The sequence below is a fragment of the Amycolatopsis sp. NPDC043885 genome (assembly GCF_056435685.1).
On record NZ_JBWKEA010000001.1, the window covers coordinates 1,040,366 to 1,056,704 of the forward strand.

At 69.7% G+C, this 16,339-nt stretch carries 15 protein-coding genes; 7 read left to right on the forward strand and 8 right to left on the reverse strand.

Annotation, left to right across the window (positions count from 1 at the left end; translation table 11 throughout):
- Positions 1-53: 53 nt before the first annotated feature.
- Both AC069I_RS05245 and pheA read right to left on the reverse strand, forming a co-directional pair.
- The gene (locus AC069I_RS05245; RefSeq protein WP_478223776.1) at positions 54-674 is read right to left on the reverse strand and encodes a histidine phosphatase family protein; all 621 of its coding nucleotides are present in this window, start codon (positions 672-674) and stop codon (positions 54-56) included.
- The gene (gene pheA / locus AC069I_RS05250) at positions 671-1,579 is read right to left on the reverse strand and encodes a prephenate dehydratase (protein ID WP_478264887.1); all 909 of its coding nucleotides are present in this window, start codon (positions 1,577-1,579) and stop codon (positions 671-673) included. The genes AC069I_RS05245 and pheA overlap by 4 nt, the downstream gene beginning before the upstream one ends.
- Positions 1,580-1,676: 97 nt before the next feature.
- Here pheA and AC069I_RS05255 point away from each other — a divergent pair, with 97 nt between their 5' ends.
- The 3 genes from AC069I_RS05255 to AC069I_RS05265 all read left to right on the forward strand — a co-directional run bounded on the left by AC069I_RS05255 (position 1,677) and on the right by AC069I_RS05265 (position 4,130).
- Complete coding sequence (locus AC069I_RS05255) at positions 1,677-2,318, forward strand: macro domain-containing protein (protein WP_478223778.1); 642 nt, start codon at positions 1,677-1,679, stop codon at positions 2,316-2,318.
- A 157-nt stretch (positions 2,319-2,475) separates the two neighbouring features.
- Positions 2,476-3,408: a type I pantothenate kinase gene (gene coaA, locus AC069I_RS05260; protein ID WP_340685933.1), complete on the forward strand. Its 933-nt coding sequence runs from the start codon at positions 2,476-2,478 to the stop codon at positions 3,406-3,408.
- Between the two features lie 551 nt (positions 3,409-3,959).
- A complete protein-coding gene (locus tag AC069I_RS05265) occupies positions 3,960-4,130 on the forward strand; it encodes a hypothetical protein (RefSeq protein ID WP_478223779.1) in 171 nt (56 codons plus the stop codon).
- Positions 4,131-4,195: 65 nt separating this feature from the next.
- Here AC069I_RS05265 and AC069I_RS05270 read toward each other — a convergent pair whose 3' ends face one another.
- The 5 genes from AC069I_RS05270 to AC069I_RS05290 form a co-directional block, all read right to left on the reverse strand.
- The gene (locus AC069I_RS05270) at positions 4,196-4,612 is read right to left on the reverse strand and encodes a PIN domain-containing protein (protein WP_478264888.1); all 417 of its coding nucleotides are present in this window, start codon (positions 4,610-4,612) and stop codon (positions 4,196-4,198) included.
- A complete protein-coding gene (locus tag AC069I_RS05275) occupies positions 4,609-4,908 on the reverse strand; it encodes a type II toxin-antitoxin system Phd/YefM family antitoxin (RefSeq protein ID WP_478231156.1) in 300 nt (99 codons plus the stop codon). Before AC069I_RS05275 ends, AC069I_RS05270 begins: the two co-directional genes overlap by 4 nt.
- A 68-nt stretch (positions 4,909-4,976) precedes the next feature.
- A complete protein-coding gene (locus AC069I_RS05280; RefSeq protein WP_478264889.1) occupies positions 4,977-6,533 on the reverse strand; it encodes a DUF1841 family protein in 1,557 nt (518 codons plus the stop codon).
- Positions 6,534-6,699: 166 nt separating this feature from the next.
- Positions 6,700-8,013, reverse strand: a complete 1,314-nt coding sequence (locus AC069I_RS05285; protein ID WP_478264890.1) for a hypothetical protein — start codon at positions 8,011-8,013, stop codon at positions 6,700-6,702.
- Positions 8,010-8,903, reverse strand: coding sequence for a nitrate- and nitrite sensing domain-containing protein (locus AC069I_RS05290; RefSeq protein ID WP_478264891.1), 894 nt, complete (start codon positions 8,901-8,903; stop codon positions 8,010-8,012). Before AC069I_RS05290 ends, AC069I_RS05285 begins: the two co-directional genes overlap by 4 nt.
- 151 nt (positions 8,904-9,054) lie before the next feature.
- Here AC069I_RS05290 and AC069I_RS05295 point away from each other — a divergent pair, with 151 nt between their 5' ends.
- The 4 genes from AC069I_RS05295 to AC069I_RS05310 all read left to right on the forward strand — a co-directional run bounded on the left by AC069I_RS05295 (position 9,055) and on the right by AC069I_RS05310 (position 14,201).
- On the forward strand, positions 9,055-9,372 hold the full coding sequence (locus tag AC069I_RS05295; protein ID WP_478223785.1) for a nucleotide pyrophosphohydrolase: 318 nt from the start codon (positions 9,055-9,057) through the stop codon (positions 9,370-9,372).
- A 69-nt stretch (positions 9,373-9,441) separates the two neighbouring features.
- Entirely contained in the window at positions 9,442-11,964 is a 2,523-nt protein-coding gene (locus AC069I_RS05300) for a M14 family zinc carboxypeptidase (RefSeq protein ID WP_478264892.1), read from the forward strand.
- Positions 11,965-11,973: 9 nt separating this feature from the next.
- On the forward strand, positions 11,974-12,600 hold the full coding sequence (locus AC069I_RS05305) for a response regulator (protein WP_034309658.1): 627 nt from the start codon (positions 11,974-11,976) through the stop codon (positions 12,598-12,600).
- 68 nt (positions 12,601-12,668) lie between these two features.
- Complete coding sequence (locus AC069I_RS05310) at positions 12,669-14,201, forward strand: hypothetical protein (RefSeq protein ID WP_478264893.1); 1,533 nt, start codon at positions 12,669-12,671, stop codon at positions 14,199-14,201.
- On the opposite strand, the gene AC069I_RS05315 is transcribed toward AC069I_RS05310, so the two are convergent.
- On the reverse strand, positions 14,182-16,326 hold the full coding sequence (locus tag AC069I_RS05315) for an AAA family ATPase (RefSeq protein WP_478264894.1): 2,145 nt from the start codon (positions 16,324-16,326) through the stop codon (positions 14,182-14,184). The two genes, AC069I_RS05310 and AC069I_RS05315, sit on opposite strands and share 20 nt — an antisense overlap.
- Between the last annotated feature and the right edge of the window lie 13 nt (positions 16,327-16,339).

The following is a 16,339-nucleotide window of genomic DNA, read 5'->3' on the forward strand; positions in this document are numbered from 1 at the left end:
AATCGATCTTGTGGGGTGTATTCCCCGGCGGGCGCGGAGGCAAACGTCCCTGATCAGGGTTCGACGGGGGCCTCCGCCCAGGTTAGACAGCTCCAGCCGGTGGGGGTCGCGACGAGCTCGACGATCCCGGTGTTCGGCACGAGCCCCTGGTTGGCGACCTCGGCGGTCACGTTCCCGGCGAGCCATTCGCCGCCCAGCCGGATCGCGCCGCCGTGGCTCACCAGCACCACCGTGCCGTCGGGGTCGGCCTGCTCGTGCTTGGCACGCAGCCGGGCGACCGCGTCGAGCACGCGGGCGCGGACCTGCGCACCGGTCTCGCCGCCGGGGATCGGCGGGTCGAGCTCGCCGAGCGTCCACCGGCGCACGACGCTCATGTAGGTCGTGATCGAGTCCTTGTCCGTCTTGCCTTCGAGGTCGCCCGCCGCGACCTCGTGCACGCCGTCGAGGACCTGGACGTCCAAGCCGAGTTTCGCCGCCAGCGGCGCGGCGGTCTGCTGGGCGCGGATCGCCTGCGAGGCGTAGACCGCGACGATCGGCTCGCCGTCCAGCCGCTTCGCGAGGTCCTGGGCCTGCTCGCGGCCCAGCTCGGTGAGCGGTGGCCCCGGCAGCGCCGTGTCGAGCGCGCCCCGCACGTTGCCGTCGGTCTGGCCGTGGCGGACGAGGAGAAGTTTCACGCCTGTGCTCCCTTCCGTACCGACTCGACCCAGGCGATCGCGTCGGTGAAATCCTCGTTGGCGGCGCCCGGCTCGATCTCGGTCGTGCCGTTGTCCGCGCGCGGGTGGGAGCCGAGGAACCGCACGTTCCGGCACCGGCGGCGCAACGCGGCCAGCGCGTCGCCGATCCGGGGCTCTGCCACATGTCCCTCGAAGTCGATGAAGAAGCGGTACTCGCCGAAGTTGTTCCTGGTCGGGCGGGCGTCCAGCTTGGTGAGATTGATCCCGCGGACCGCCAGCTCGGTGAGCAGTTCCGCCAAGGCGCCGGTCCGGTTCGTCGCGGCGGCGACGATCGACGTGCGGTCCGCCCCGGTCGGCTCCGGCAGCTCACCGGGCGTGCGGACGAGGATGAACCGGGTCTTGGCGTCGCGGACGTCGGCGACCTCGGTGGCCCGCACCTCCAGCGGGTAGTGCTCGACGGCGACCGGCGCGGTGACGGCGGCGTCGAACTCGCCCGCGTCGACCGCGACCGCGGCCGCCGCCGTGGACGACGTGGCGACCGGGCGCGCACCCGGCAGATTCGCCTCGACCCAGTGGCGGACCTGGGCGAGCGCGTGCGGATGGCTGGCCACGGTGCGGATCTCGGTGGTGCCCGGCCGGGTCAGCACGCTGAAGTGGACCGGCAGCAGCACCTCCGCCACCGCGACGACCGGCTCGGCCTCGCTCAGGCTGTCGAGGGTGGCGGTGACCGCGCCCTCCACGGAGTTCTCGATCGGGACACACGCGGCGTCGGCCGCGCCCGAGCGCACCGCGGCCAGCGCCGCCGGGATGGTCTCCGCCGGGATCAGCTCCTCCCCGGGGGCGAGCCGGCGCGCGGCCTGTTCGGTGAAGGTTCCCTGGGGGCCGAAGTAAGCGATCCGTGACACCCCGCCAGATTACGCACGGCGCGGATGGCGACTTTCACTCGGACAGCCGGTACGCGCACCGGTTACGCCGGGTGGCTTTTTTTGCCATGCTTAGGGCGTGACCGCCGAACCGGGCACGCGCACCGGCCACGAGGACACCGGCTCCTCCTTCGCTCCCCCGTCGGACCGCCCCACTCCGGAGCTGGTGCTCTGCGCCGTCGATGACCTGCTCGCACAAGCCTGGACGACCGTCGCGGACACTGTGGACGGCCGGGTCTTCGTGCACCGCGGGTCCGTGCTCGACGTCGTCGCGCAGGCCGTCGTCAGCCCCGCGAACTCCTACGGCTGGATGCGCGGCGGCATCGACGCCGTGTACGCCCGCGCCTATCCCGAGGTCGAGCAGAACGTGCGCAGCGCCGTGCTCGCCTACCACGGCGGGGAGCTCCCGATCGGCGAAGCGGTTATCGTGCCCACCGGCGAGGCCGAGCCCGCCTGGCTGATCAGCGCGCCGACGACGCGGGAACCCGGCGAACGCCTCCCGCGTGACACCGTGCATCCGTACCTGGCCGCCAGGGCGGTGTTCCAGCAGTGGCGCGACGGCAGGCTCGACCAGGGCCGGGTCCGTGATCTCGTGCACACGATCGCGATGCCCGGACTCGGTACCGGCTTCGGCGAGGTCGCGCCCGCGTCCTGCGCACGGCAGGTCGCCGCCGCGTGGAACGAGGTCTTCACGCCGGGCCGTACCCGTAACGGATGGTAACGCCCTGAAGCGGGGTACATCACATCGCAGCGCGTTCACGAGCCGTAAGCCCTACCGTTAAAGCGGCTTCATCCGGTTCGAGGCACGTTCACCCGCCGAGAACTCGTCAACACGGTTTTGTACGGCGCCAGCGCAGGCGACGGGCGAGGAGTGTGCGATGCCGCGGGTCCGTGAGCTCAGTCCCTACGTCGAGCTGCACCGTGAGCAGTGGCGCGAGTTGCGTAGGTCGACTCCTCTGCCGCTGACCGCCGCGGAACTGCTGCGGCTGCGCGGTCTCGGCGAACAGGTCGACCTGGCCGAGGTCGCCGAGGTCTATCTGCCGCTCTCCCGGCTGATCAATCTCCAGGTCGCCGCCCGGCAACGGTTGTACGAGGCCACCACCACCTTTCTCGGTGAAGACAGTCGGGGCACCAAGGTGCCGTACATCATCGGGATCGCGGGCAGTGTCGCCGTCGGCAAGTCGACCACCGCGCGCATCCTGCGCACCCTGCTCGCCCGCTGGCCGGATCACCCCAGGGTCGACCTGGTCACCACCGACGGCTTCCTCTACCCGCGTGCGGAACTGGTGCGGCGCGGGATCATGCACCGCAAAGGTTTCCCGGAAAGCTACGACCGGCGGGCGCTGCTGCGGTTCGTCACCGAGGTGAAGTCCGGGGCGGACCGGGTCAGCGCTCCGGTGTACTCGCACCTCGCCTACGACATCCTTCCCGACGAGGAGCAGGTCGTTCAGCGGCCCGACATCCTGATCCTCGAAGGGTTGAACGTCCTTCAGCCCGGCCCTCGGCTCACTGTCTCCGATCTGTTCGACTTCTCGATCTACGTGGACGCGCCGACGACCGACATCGAACGCTGGTACATCGAGCGCTTCCTCAAGCTGCGGCACACCGCTTTCGCGGACCCCGCGTCGCACTTCCACCACTTCGCCGGCCTCCCGGACGACGAGGCCCGTGCCGAGGCACGCCACCTGTGGCGCACGATCAACGAGCCGAACCTGATGGAGAACATCAAACCGACGCGGCCCCGGGCGACCCTCGTCCTCCGCAAGGACGCCGACCACGCGATCAACCGGGTCCGGCTGCGCAAGCTCTGAGGCCGGAGCCGCAACTCACGTGATCGAAGGCGTAACTCACGTGATCGGACCCGTAACTCACGTGATCGAAGGCGTAACTCACGTGATCGGACCCGTAACTCACGTGATCGAAGGCGTAACTCACGTGATCGAAGGCGGAACTCGCGTGATCGGACTCCGCACACCAGAGTCCGGCGCCCAGTACGCGAGTTCCGGCTCTGATCACGAGTGTCACGTCTTCGAGACCACAACGCCGCGTAACCGGGCACCCACGGATTCTCTACTCACGGCGAACGTTCACGACGACGGCCAAGATCACTTCGCCGTAGGCCGATCACGCGGGAGGCTTCCGGCTGTTCCCTCACAAGGACCAGCCTTCGCACCACGGGAGAGCCGGTGGTGCCCGCCGGTCGCGCACCGCTGTCGGCCGGTGGCTTTCCTCGGCCGATCGGCCGATCCACGCACAGCACGTGTAACCGGTTGGCCGATACCGGCTACAGCCCCCCGAGGCGACCCTTGTGTCAAGGGTTCACGAGGTCTCGAAAGGACCTTGAGCAGGGAGGAGGCTCACGATGTTCTCGACCATCCTGACCTGGGTCGGCTCGATTCTCGGACTCGCACTCCTGGTGGCCATGGCCGCCGGCGCCTTCGTCGTCGACTTCGACGACGCCCGCGGTGACCGTCGCCGGAAGAAGCCACAAGTCACGGAGAGCAAGGGCACTCCCGCGGCACCGCTGGGCTGAACCCCGGTGAGCTGAACTCCGGCCGATCAAGGCGTCCGGACGTCTTGATCCCCGCGGAGCTCGGCTCAATCGAACGGATTGTGCACCTGCGCGCCGAGCCCGGCCATGTCGGCGAGGTTCCTGGTGACCAGGGTCAGCTCGTGGACCCGGGCGGTCGCGGCGATCAGCCCGTCGATCGACGGCACCTTCCGCGGCGCGTACTGCCTGCCCCATTCGGCCGCGATTTCGGCGGTCACCGGAAGGATCCGTTCCGAGAACTGCGCGGTGAGCCCGGCCAGCCAATCGGCCAGCGCCTCCGCACGCTCCCTGTCCCGCTCCCCTCGATACCTGAGTTTCGTTATCCCCCTCTCGATTTCCCCCACCGTCAGCGCGCTCAGATAGAGCCTGCTCGACGACACCCCTCCCCACCACCGGGCGAAACCCGGGTTCGGCGTGCGGCGCCGAGCCTCGGACACGATGTTCGTGTCCAGCAGAAAGCTCACCCGCTCACCTCCACGGCATCCCTCGGCAGGTCTTCCGCTCGTTCGGCGGCGATCTCCTCCAGCACGTCGGCCAGCGCCTCCCCGTACTCGGGATGATGCTGCTCCCCGGAGAGCACGAGCTTGAAATCGACGGCTTCGCCACTTCCGGTCAACCTGCGGTAATCCACGATGTCCAGCACCACGGCCACCTCCTCCCCATGTTTCGTGACGAACTGCGGCCCATCGGACGCGGCTCGGCGCAGCAGCTCGCTCAGCCGCTGCTTGGCGTCCTGCACTTGCCAGGTTGCTGCTTCCATCTAGACAGACTAGACAGAACTAGGGGGGTTGGCAAGGGCTGGAGGGGTGTGACCGGGGAAAACGGGTGTCAGGCGAGCTCGCCGAGCGCCTTCCGATAGTCGTCGATGTCGTAGTCCATCTCGTGCTCGCCCGCCTCGGTGAGCTGGGCGGACAGCGCGTCGATGAGGCGGTCGAAGATCTCCTCGCGCTCCTGCCCGGTCTCGCTCAGCCGCCGCACGGCCTGCCAGACCTCGGCGGGCTCGTCGGCCCAGAGCTGGTCGACGATCGTGGTCTTGAGCGCGAGCCGCATCCGCGGTTCGCCGTCGAAGGTCTCCTCGGCCAGCGCCTCGTGGTATTCGGGGTGCTCGCCGATCACCAGCAGGCGGCGCTGTTCGGGGTCGGCGGGTTCGAGCTCCAGCTCCTCGTCACCGATCTCCGCGTAGACCGTCGGGACGGCGAACATCCGGCGCGCCAGGGCTTCCGCGAGGTCCGCCGGGTCTTCGATCCCCTCGGAGCCGTCGAAGTAGACGTCGAGCGCGGAATCCTCGTCCTGCGCGAATTCCTCCAGGAACTCGGTCGCGCTCTCCAGCAGCGCGACACGCGCGGCCTCGGGGAGTCCGGCGCGGTCGGCGGCCCAGGTGACCCAGCCGAGCAGGGCGGGCTCCAGCGCGTCTTCGTGGGCCTCGTCGATCTCGAACTCGCCGTCCAGCAGTGATTCGAGGAACCGGGCGAGCTTCTCGGGGCCGACCCGCAGCGGGCTGCCCGGCTCGGTCTCACAGCCGTAGTCGACGAGCAAGCGCGCGTAGAACCGCGTCGCCTCCGTGTCCTCGACGAGTCCGGACCCGATGAAGTCGGCCACGACCTCTTCGCGGACCTGCTCGGGCCATTCGGTGATCTCGGGCGACGGCTCGGGAGCGGGCAGCGCCCGGATCCACGCCAGCGCGAGCGCGTGGAACCGCGCGTAGTCCTCGCTGACGTCGGGCTCTTCGACGACGTCCGTCGCGGCCAGCCCGTCCGCGAGCAGCTGGTGGGCACGCTCGGGCAGCACCCGCTCCAGCGTGACCAGCTCCGGGTCGTCGGCGGCCTGCTGCCGCATCTCGGCCAGCACGTCCTGCGGCTTGTCGACCACGACGACGTCGCGGATCCGGCCGCCCTCGGTGAAGTCGACCAGCGCGAGCAAACCGTGCTCGGCACCGCCGCGGGAGAAGACGCACAGGAGGGAGGACTCGTCGCCGAAGACGTCACCGGTCCGCCAGCACTCCCCGATGGTCACCGCGGCCAGCTCCGCCACCCATTCCGGCTCCGGGATCCCGCGGCCCAGCACGGTGTTCAGCGCCGAAGCGGCCGCCTCGCGTTCCTCCTCGGTCTCGGCGAAGACCTTCAGCCCGGCGAGCAGCGCGGCCGCGGCGGGGGTGATCTTCCGCTCGGCGAACGCGATGAGCTCCAGGCCCAGCGGCGTTTCGTCCTCTTCGAGCTCGATCTCCCACCACTGGCCGAGCACCTCGGAGGTCAGCAGCTCGACGTCGAGCACCTCGGGTTCGGCACCAAGGGTCGAGAAGTCCCGGAGGACGTCCTTGAAGAGGCCCTTCACACTCGGAGTGGAGGGCTGGGCTGCCTTCTTGCGCGCACGGCTGACCGGACTCATGGCGACATGTTTTCACGCGGACCCGGCCGGGCTCGTCGCGGTGGTCGCGGGCGCGGAACACGGAGTCCCGGACGCGGGCGGACACCGGTTCACCGACCACCGCGACTTCACCCTCTTCGCCGGGTTTCCTCGGTTCACTGCGAATAACGACAGGCGACGGGCGCGGTTACGCCCTGACCGGTTTGGGAATCGCGATTCTCGCCGCTTTGACCTCGGCGATCAGCCGGGTCTTGCGTTTGTGTATTTCCACCAATGTGCCGAGGTACGAGCTGAATTCTTCAGCCGTACCGGCCTTTTTGTGCGCCGTGCGCAGTTTGCGCAGTTGCCGGGCCGCCTCGCGGTAGGCGTTCGGATCCTTCCGCGTGATCAATTCTTCGACATGGTCCCGGTATACGGGAATGGTTTCGGCCGGATGGGCGACGGAACGGGAATCCGCGAGTTCGACACGCACCGGCAAAGACGCCTCGAAGCGCACGGCCGCCCGCCATGCCTCGTCGGCGCGGTCCTCGCCGAGCAACGCGCGGACGAGTTCGTCGGCGGCCTCCGTGCTCCCGGCGGCGAGTTCACGCAACCGGGCCAGCGCGGTCTTCCGCTGCGCGACCCAGCGCCCGGTTTCCAGCGACTCCGCGCGCAGCGCGAGGTACGTCGCGGCCGTGGGGTTCTCGTCGAAGTCCTTACGCGACAAGGGAACCGGCTCTTCCTCCAGCGGAGGCGCCTCCTCCTTCTTGTCGTGCGTGAGCGCCCGCGCCGCATGCGCGATGGCCTCGCTGTGCCGCCCCGCCGCGCGCAGCACGCGCACGATCTTGAGACTGACGTCCACCCGCGGCGGCTTGGCGGCGAGGATCGCGACGAGCGCGTCGACGTCGCCGGACACCTCCGCCAGCTCCTCGCGCAGCCGCTCGGCGGTCTCGCGTTTCGCCCCGGACGGATGCTCCGCCAACACACCATCCACAGTGGACTTTATCCGCGCGATTCCCTTGTCCCCCAACGCGGAGGCGAAGTCGGCCAGCTCGATGACGGGCCAGCCGGGGCCGTCGAACTCCACTTCGAGGATCCAGGCGGCCAGGCTCTCCGGATCCGGCGGGTGCGCCACGCAGGCCCGCGCGTACAGCTCGACGGCCCGGTCCAGCCGGTCCGCGACCTCGCCCGAGGCGTCGTCGATCTGCTCCAGCATCTCGCTGATGTCGTCCACGGTCCGGCGGGCGAGCGGAGCGAGATCCGCCCGGCTGCCGGCGTCGAGAAGCCGCTGTAGCGTGTCGAGGACGGAGCCGACCTTCGCGGCGTACTCGACGTTGCCCGCCAGCACGGCGGTGTCGAGGAGGCGGTGCGCCTCGGCGACATCACTCCCCTGGGTGGCGAAACGGTTCTCCAGGGCCTGCCGTAACACAGGGTCACGCTCGGCTTGGGCGTGCAGCAGGTCCGCCAGCGTTTCCGCGTCCAAGGTACGCAGGTAGGGGCGCAGATCCGTCGGGGAACTCACCCGGACAAGTCTGCCCGACCGCTTCGCCGACTCGTGTGGGCCAACAGCGTGCTCTTTTCGGCGTAATCGCTCACCAGGTGTGACCAGGTCAGCGGCGTCGCTTCGAGGCGCGAAGGGCAGCGGACGGCCGGGATCGGCAGCCGGCGGGCGAGCTGCATGACGATCGCCATCACCACCGCCGCGAGCAGCGAAATCGCCGCGGCGGCGGCGAGGGCGCCGCTCAGCACCCGGCGCCCGCCGTCGATCGCGAGCTGCGCCGAATACTCGATCTGGCGCGCGGTGAGGTCGCCGAGGGTCCGGCCGACGACGCCGGCCGCGACCCGCCAGGCGTCCTGGCCGACAGGCGGCGGTGTGGCCGCGCTCAACGCGGATTCGACCGCGCGGAACCGGCCCCAGTCCTCGCTCCCGACGAGATCCCGGTAGGTCTTCCGGCTACTTTCCGTGAGTTTTCCGGCGATCGCGTCGAGCCTGGACCGGTAGGCGCCCACGGCGGCGGCGTAGTCGCGCCGCCCCGCGTCGTCGATCCCGGCGACCGCGAGGGAATCGCTGCGGTCCATGCCTTCGACGGCGGTGAGCAGTTCGACGGCGATCGTCTGCTGGTAGCCGACCTCGGCGTCAGGGGCGGCCCGGGCGATCTCGCGCAGGGAGGAAAGCGAGGTGTCGATGCGATCGGCGTACGCGGTGTAGGTGGCGGAGCGGCTGCCCGGCGCCTTCAACGCGAACGCCCGCTCCCGCTGCAGCGACGCGATCACCCGGCTCGCCCCGGCGAGGGTGACCGCTCCGTTCTCGGCGTCGTCGCGGTCCTCGATGGCCTGCTGGACGAGGAAACCGCCGATGAACAACGCGACGAGCACCAAGGCCGCGCTCGGCACGAACGCGATGGAGAGCATGCGAGACCGAAGGCTTCGCTGATACGTCAAGGCTTTCCTTCCGGATCGGTCTCCCGACGCCGGCCGACGTTATGCAAGTTGCACTTTGCACGTCAACGCTCGTCCGCCATACGGCCGTTAGCGCACCGTGACGATCTGGTAGGCACGGCACGTGACACTCGACGACCTCAACCAGCGTCTCCGCGACTTCGCCGCGGCACGGGACTGGGAACCGTTCCACACACCGAAGAACCTGGTCATGGCGCTGTCCGGCGAAGTCGGCGAGCTGACTTCGCTGTTCCAGTGGCTCACCCCGGAGGAGTCCGCGAAGTGGCGCTCCGACCCTGAACTGGCACACAACGTCGTCGACGAGATCGCCGACGTCACGCTGTACCTCCTCCAGCTCGCGAACAGCCTCGGTGTGGACCTGATCGAGGCGGCGAACGCCAAGATCGACCGGAACGAAATCCGCTTCCCGGCGCCCGGTTAGCCGCCTTTCGGGTCTTGTGGGGCGTTCGTTCGGCGGAAACACTGTGCCGACGTCCCTGGAGGTGGCCCCTTGTCGCGTTCGGCCCGCACCGTGTTCCTGGCCCTCGTGTTGTCCCTGAGCGCGGTCGCCGCGCCGGCGTACGCGGCGCCGCCACCGACCGCACCGCATCGGGACCCCGGCAACGGGCCGGAACGCAATGAAGTCGCCGCGACCGATCAGCCGATGGGCGTCGCGCGGGCCGCGGCGGGCGAGAACCTCGCGGGCGACCGTTCCGGCTATCCGCGCAAGACCCAGCTGCGCGTGTACCCGGAGAACACGGCCGACAAGTCGATCAAGCTCGGGCTCGCGCCGTATCACGCGATCGCGCCGAAACTGAACGCGTTGCAGGCGCGCAGCGACCGGATCTCGGTCGAGATCGCCGGACAGTCGGGCCTCGGCCGGGACCTCTACCTGGTGACGCTCACCGCGCCGGAGAGTCCCGCCGAGACGCGGCGGCAGGACGCTTGGCGCTCGCTGATCGAGAACGACCCGGCCCGCGCCGCGCGCGACCCGTTCCTGCGCCACGGCTACAAGGCGCCGGTGTGGATCAACAACAACATCCACGGCAACGAATGGGAAGGCACCGACGGCGCGCTCCGCGTCATCGAGAAGCTGGCGACGTCGACCGATCGCACGACGGCCGAACTGCTGAAACGGAACCGTTTCTACTTCAACGTCACGGCCAATCCGGACGGTCGCGTCGCCGGTACGCGGCAGACGTCGCAGGGGTTCGACCCGAACCGCGACTTCGTCACCGCGTCGCAGCCGGAAGTGCGGGCCATGCGCGGGATCGCCATCGGCAAGCAGCCGCTGATGATGCTGGACGAACACGGCTACGTCGCGAACACGCTCATCGAACCGACCACCCCGCCGCACGGCCAGAACTACGACTTCGACCTCTACATCAAGCACGGGTACGCCAACGGGCTCGGCATGGAGCAGGCGGTCAAGGCGCTCGGACGGCCGGAAACGGCGAAACCCGAGATCCCGTTCCGCGACTACGAACCCGGCAGCTGGGACGGCTGGGCGCCGATCTACACCGCCCAGTACGCGATGTACCACGGCGCGGTGTCCTTCACGATCGAGATCCCGATGCGGGTCAACAACGCCGACTACGAAACGCGGCCGGTGGCGGAGCTCCAGCGGCGCGCGGTGATCAACACCGAGGTCGTCGAAGCCACCATCGGCAGCACGCTGCGGTACGTCGACCGCAATCGCGGTGAGCTCATCGCGAACCAGATCGAGATGTTCCGCCGCGGCACGGCGGGCGAGGCGCAGCGTGAGATCCCCGACGGATTCGTGCCCGGTTTCGGGCCGGAAGACCGCTACCGCACGGAGTTCCCGCGCGCGTACGTCATCCCCTCCGGCGCGGACCAGCGTTCGGCCGTCGCCGCTTCGCGTCTCGTCGACCACCTGGTGGCCAACGACGTCCGCGTGCGGCAGGCGGATCGCCCGTTCTCGCTGGCCGGGCGCCGGTATCCGGCCGGTTCGTACGTGGTCGACATGCACCAGCCGAAACGCGGCCTGGCGAACGTGATGCTGGAGCAGGGCAGCGACATCTCGGCGAAGGTGCCGGTCATGTACGACATCTCCGGCTGGAGCCACCGCCTGCTGTGGGGCGCGTCGGTCGACATCGTGAAGCAAGGCAGGCTCGACATCCGGGCGCACGACGTCGTCGCGGCGTCGCCGACCGGCGGCATCGACGCCGCGCCCGGCCGTGACCTCGCGCTGAAGCTCGTCGACGGCAAGGACGTCAGCGCCGTCAACGACCTGCTGAACCGGGGCCTCGCGCTGGGACGTGCGGACGACGGCACGATCATCGTCCCCGCGTCGGCCCGCCCGGCGGCCGCCGAGGTGGCGGACCGCTACGGCGTCCGGTTCACCGAAGCACGCGGGACGGCGACACCGTTGACCCGCAAGACCATCGCGGCCGCCGTCGGACCGGACGAGCTGAAAGCGCTGCGGGACATGGGCTTCGACGTGCGACCGGTGTCCGCGGCGGTGCTCAACGCCGGCTTCGACTGGTCCAGGGTGGACCTGCTGTTCGTCTCATCAGGACTGCGCTACACCGATCTCAATCCGGCCGCGAAGGACGCTCTGCGTGCCTTCCTCACTCGCGGCGGCGTGGTCACCCGCGGTGCCACGGGCGCGCGGTTCAACACCGACGTGGGACTTCTCGAAGCGCGTCCGGTCGCGGGCTGGGAGGACGGGAACGGCGTCGTCTCGGTGGTCAACGGGACCGGCCCGGTGGGGAGCGGCGCGCTGCCGGACTCGTTCGTCTACGGACCGTTCTGGTTCACCGATCTCGGCTCCTCGGTCAGTGTCGAGCAACGCTACGCGAGCGGGAATCCGCTGGTCGCGGGCCATTGGCGGACACAGGACGACGGGACGGGCGGGCCGCTGCAGGCGGCGGGACAGGCCGCGGTCGTGTCCGGGACCTCGGGACTCGGCGGGCGGGCGGTGCTGTTCGGCACCGAACCGCTGTTCCGCGATCACCCGAAGGGCTTGTACTCGCAAGTGGCCAAGGCGATTTACTGGGCCGCCGCGAAGTAACGTGGGGGTATGCCGATCCAGGTGCTGCTCATCGACGACCACGAGGTGGTGAGGCGCGGCCTGCGTGACCTCCTCACCGACGAGCCCGACATCGAGGTCGTCGCCGAAGCGAGCGGGGTCGACGAGGCCCTGGCCGTGGCGATGCACGTCGAGCCGGACGTCGCGGTGGTCGACGTGCGGCTCGGCGACGGCGACGGCATCGCGCTCTGCCGCGAGCTGCGCTCGAAGCCGAACCCGCCGCAGTGCCTGATGCTGACCGCGTTCGACGACGAGGAGGCCATGGTCGGCGCGATCATGGCGGGCGCGGCCGGTTACCTGCTGAAACAGGTCCGCGGCCAGGACGTCGTCAACGCGGTCCGCGAGGTCGCGGCCGGCCGGTCGCTGCTCGACCCGCTGTCGACGGCACGGGTGCTCGACAAGCTGCGGCATCCGCCCGAGGACGAACTCGGTTCCCTCACCGAACGCGAGCGCGAGGTGCTGGAGCTGATCGGGCAGGGCATGTCCAACCGCGAGATCGCGGAACGCCTGTTCCTCGCCGAGAAGACGGTGAAGAACTACGTGACGTCGGTCCTCGCGAAGCTGGGCATGCAGCGCCGCACGCAGGCCGCGGCGTGGATCGCGCGCCGGGACAGGTAGTGCGCGAAAAAGCATCCCCCCCGTCGTTTTGGCCGAAGGTCCCGGTTGACCCGGGATTCCGCTCCTGGTTGACCAACGCTCCCGAACGACAGCTCCTCGTGGTCGTCCGGACGTTGACGACGTTGAACCGGCTTCAGGACATCCTGACCCTGACGAGTGCCGATCTCCGGATCCAGACGACCTTCACCTTCGACGAGGCCCGGCCGGGGATCCTTTCGGCCGGGGTGAGTGACGCGCTGCGGGCCCTGCGTGTCGCCGTCACCCCGTGGGAACAGGCCGCGAAGAACACCTTCGACCTCATCCTCGCGGCGAGCGAGAACGACGCCCTTCACGAGCTGAACGGGCCGATTCTGCTGGTGCCGCACGGGATCGGTTACCAGAAGTACTACCCGGGCGGACGAGTCACGTCGGGGATGGACCCGGATCGGCTCCTGCACCACGACCGGGTGATCCCGGCGGCGATCGCGCTTTCGCACTCCGTGCAACGGGAACAGCTGAAATCGGCTTGCCCGGAGGCGCTGGACCGGGCGGTCGTCGTCGGCGATCCCTGTCACGACCGGATGATGGCGAGCAGGCACCGGGTGGCGGCCTACCGCGCGGCGCTCGGCGCCGGGAACCGGAAGGTCGTCGCGATCGCGTCGACCTGGGGCAGGCATTCGCTCTACGCCAGGTATCCGCACCTGCCCCACCGGCTCCTGACCGAACTGCCGCTCGACGACTACCAGATCGTCCTCACCCTGCATCCCGGGGTATGGGCGGCGCACGGCCCGTGGCAGCTGGAGTCGTGGCTGCGCCCGGAACTCGCCGCGGGGCTCACGCTCATTCCCCCGGACCACGGCTGGCAAGCCGCGCTGCTGGCGGCGGATTGCGTGCTCTCCGATCAGGGTTCCGCCGCGTTGTACGCCGCCGCGGCGGGCAAACCCGTCCTCCTCGCCCCGTCCGCCGCGATCACGACGGTGGACGACTCGCCCCTCGCGATGCTGACGCGGGCCACGGCCGAAGTGGCGGAAACGGGGTTGCGCGAGCAGATCGACGCGACCATCGCGAACCATGTGCCGGATCGCTACCGGCCGATCATCGACCAAGCCGTCGAGGACGCCGCGAGCGGTCCGCGGCTGGGCGAAGTGCTCTACGACCTCCTCGATCTGAAGCGGCCGGATCCCCGTCCCGTCTTCCCGCCCGTGCCCGCTCCGGCACCGGTGACCCATCCGGTGGCCGCGCTCGCCGCCGGATGGGACCAAACCGGGAAAGTGGTCCGGTTTCCCGCGTCCACCCGGCCGGAAGGCCTGCGTCACCGGCATGTTCTCGCCCACGCCGATCAAGCGACCCTGCGTGACCTGGACGGTGCGGCCATCGTGTTCGCCGAGGACCCGGGCCGGTTCGACGAGCTGCTCACCCACTGGCCGCTCGCCCGGCTCGTCGCCGCTCCCGCCCCCGGCGGCTGTCTCGCGCGGATCCGGGATCGCGGCGATTTCCTGCTGTCAGCGGAAACGGATCCGACACTGCTGGCGAGTCATCTCTACCTTCTGCTCGTCTCCCACGCGGACGTGGAAGGGACGCACGCGGTCAACGGGCAGCCGGTCACCGTCGCCCGGTGTTAGCCAAGACCGAACGGAACTCGGCCTCCCGCGGATGCCCCGCGTCGAAGTACGTCTGCCAGGCACGCTGGAAGTGCGTGTGCGCCCGGCCGTGGTCCCCCCGAGCCGCGAAAAGCCTGCCGAACTCCTCCTCGAACTCGGCCGTGTACTGCGTCGCACCGGACACCAGCCGCCACGCCTCGAGCAATTCGCGTTCGGCGTCGTCGTAGTGGCCGATCGTCCGGAGGTACTTGGCCCGCACCATCGACACCCGGCCGAGGTTCCGGCTGTCGGACGCGGGGAACTGCCGTGCGGATTCGGCGAGCAACGCCCAGACGTGTTCGTACGCACCGGCTTTCAGCAGTACGTTCGCCAGCATGCGGCTGTGGATGCCGAGTGACCGGCGGCCCGCTACGGCCATCGCGCGGTCCAGCGTCACGGCTCGCCGGAGGAAGTCCGCGGCGGCCGGGAGGAGCCCTTTCTCTTCGTGGAACCGGCCGCAGAACTCCTGCACGGACGACTCCAGCGCCGGGTCGTCCAGGGTCCGGACCGTTTCGAGAGCCTCCTCCAGCAGCGGCTGAGCACGGTCGAAATCGTGCAGCAGGAAGAAAGTACGGCCTTGCTGGCTGAGGATCCTCGTGGTCAGGGCCGGATCGCCATGCCGCCTCGCCGCGAGCAGGCCCCAGTGGTTGATGTGGGCGAAGAGCCGGTGGTGCCCACGGTTGAGCATGAGCACTTCCAGCGCGCCGCAGATTTGCCCGAGTTCGACGTCCCGTTCCCGCTCGAAGGCCTGATACGCCAGTGCGCCATAGGTTTCCCGGGCGTCCTCGACCCAGTCGAGCGGCGCCTTCCGCTCGAAATCCGGGGTGGGCACGGAAATCGGCGCGTAGCGGCGCAGGCGGTCCGGGCTGGTGAGGTGGTCCGCGGCGACGGCCTGGTCGCGGAAGAAGACCAACGCGCGATCGGTCACGACGTCCCGGCTCCCGCGCCGGCGCGCCCCCTCGCGGATCAGGTTGAACAGCCGCTGCCGGGGAGTGCCCGTGGGCGCCAGGAACCCGGCGTCCGCGAGTTCGTCGAGCGCGTCTTCGGCGGGTTCGCCGAAGACCGCGGTCGCCGACGCCGTCGTGAAGTCGGGGCCGGGATGGGCCGCCAGCACCTCGCAGAGTTCCGCGGCGTCGGTGGACAGCTCGGCGAACGACTGCTCGAACGCCATCGCGATGACGTCGACTCCGCCGAGCACCCCGGTCCGCCGGAAATCGGCCAGTACCGAGGCGACCGCGCCGGGGCCGCGCCGCAGGCGTTTGCGGATCCGGACGCCGGCCTGCACCAGGGCGAACGGCATGTGGTCGCACAGCGCGGCGAGTTCGGCGGCGGAGTCGCGTTCCGCCTCGATGGCCGCCCGATCCGACGCCTTGCCGAGGAGTTCGAGCGCGAAGTCCCGTTCGAGGGAGTCCAGTTCGATCGGCGGAGCGACGTTGCCGGCCAGCAGATCGTCGTCCTGGCGGATGGCGGTCACCAGCACCAGGCTCGACGGTGACGAGGGGATCAGTTCGCGGATGTCCGTGGCCACTTCGGCGTTGTCCAGTGCCAGGAGGAACCGGCGCCGGGCGGTGACCGACCGGTACTGGGCCCACAGCTCGGCGGTGTTCGTGGTCACCAGATTCGTCTCGACCCCGAGCGCGCGCAGGACCCTGGTCGCCACCTCCGAGCGGCGCAGCACGGTGCCGTCGCGATAGTCCGAGAGGTCGACATAGACCTGATCGGGGTACCGGTCGCGGAGGTCGTCCGCGAGCCGGTACACGAGCGCGCTCTTCCCGGCCCCGCGCGGACCGGTGATGACGTGGACGCCCGGCCCCGAGGCGCTTCGCCGTTCCCTGTCCCGGTCGACGAAATGCGCGGGCGCGCCCGGCACATCGCGAACACCGGTGCCGTCTCCCGCGAGGATCTCCTGCAACCGCTCGGCGAATTCGGGATCGGTTTCGACCAGTTCCCGGACCGCCCGCTCGGCGCCGCCGGGATCCGCGAGCAGCGCCTCGACGTCCTGTGCGGTGCGGCGGCGGGCGAGCCGCTTGGCCACCAGGTCCTTCACCCCGCCGCCGGCGCCGACCGCCAGCGCTTTCACGGCCTCACCCAGAACGGCTTCCCACACGGCGTGTTCCCCT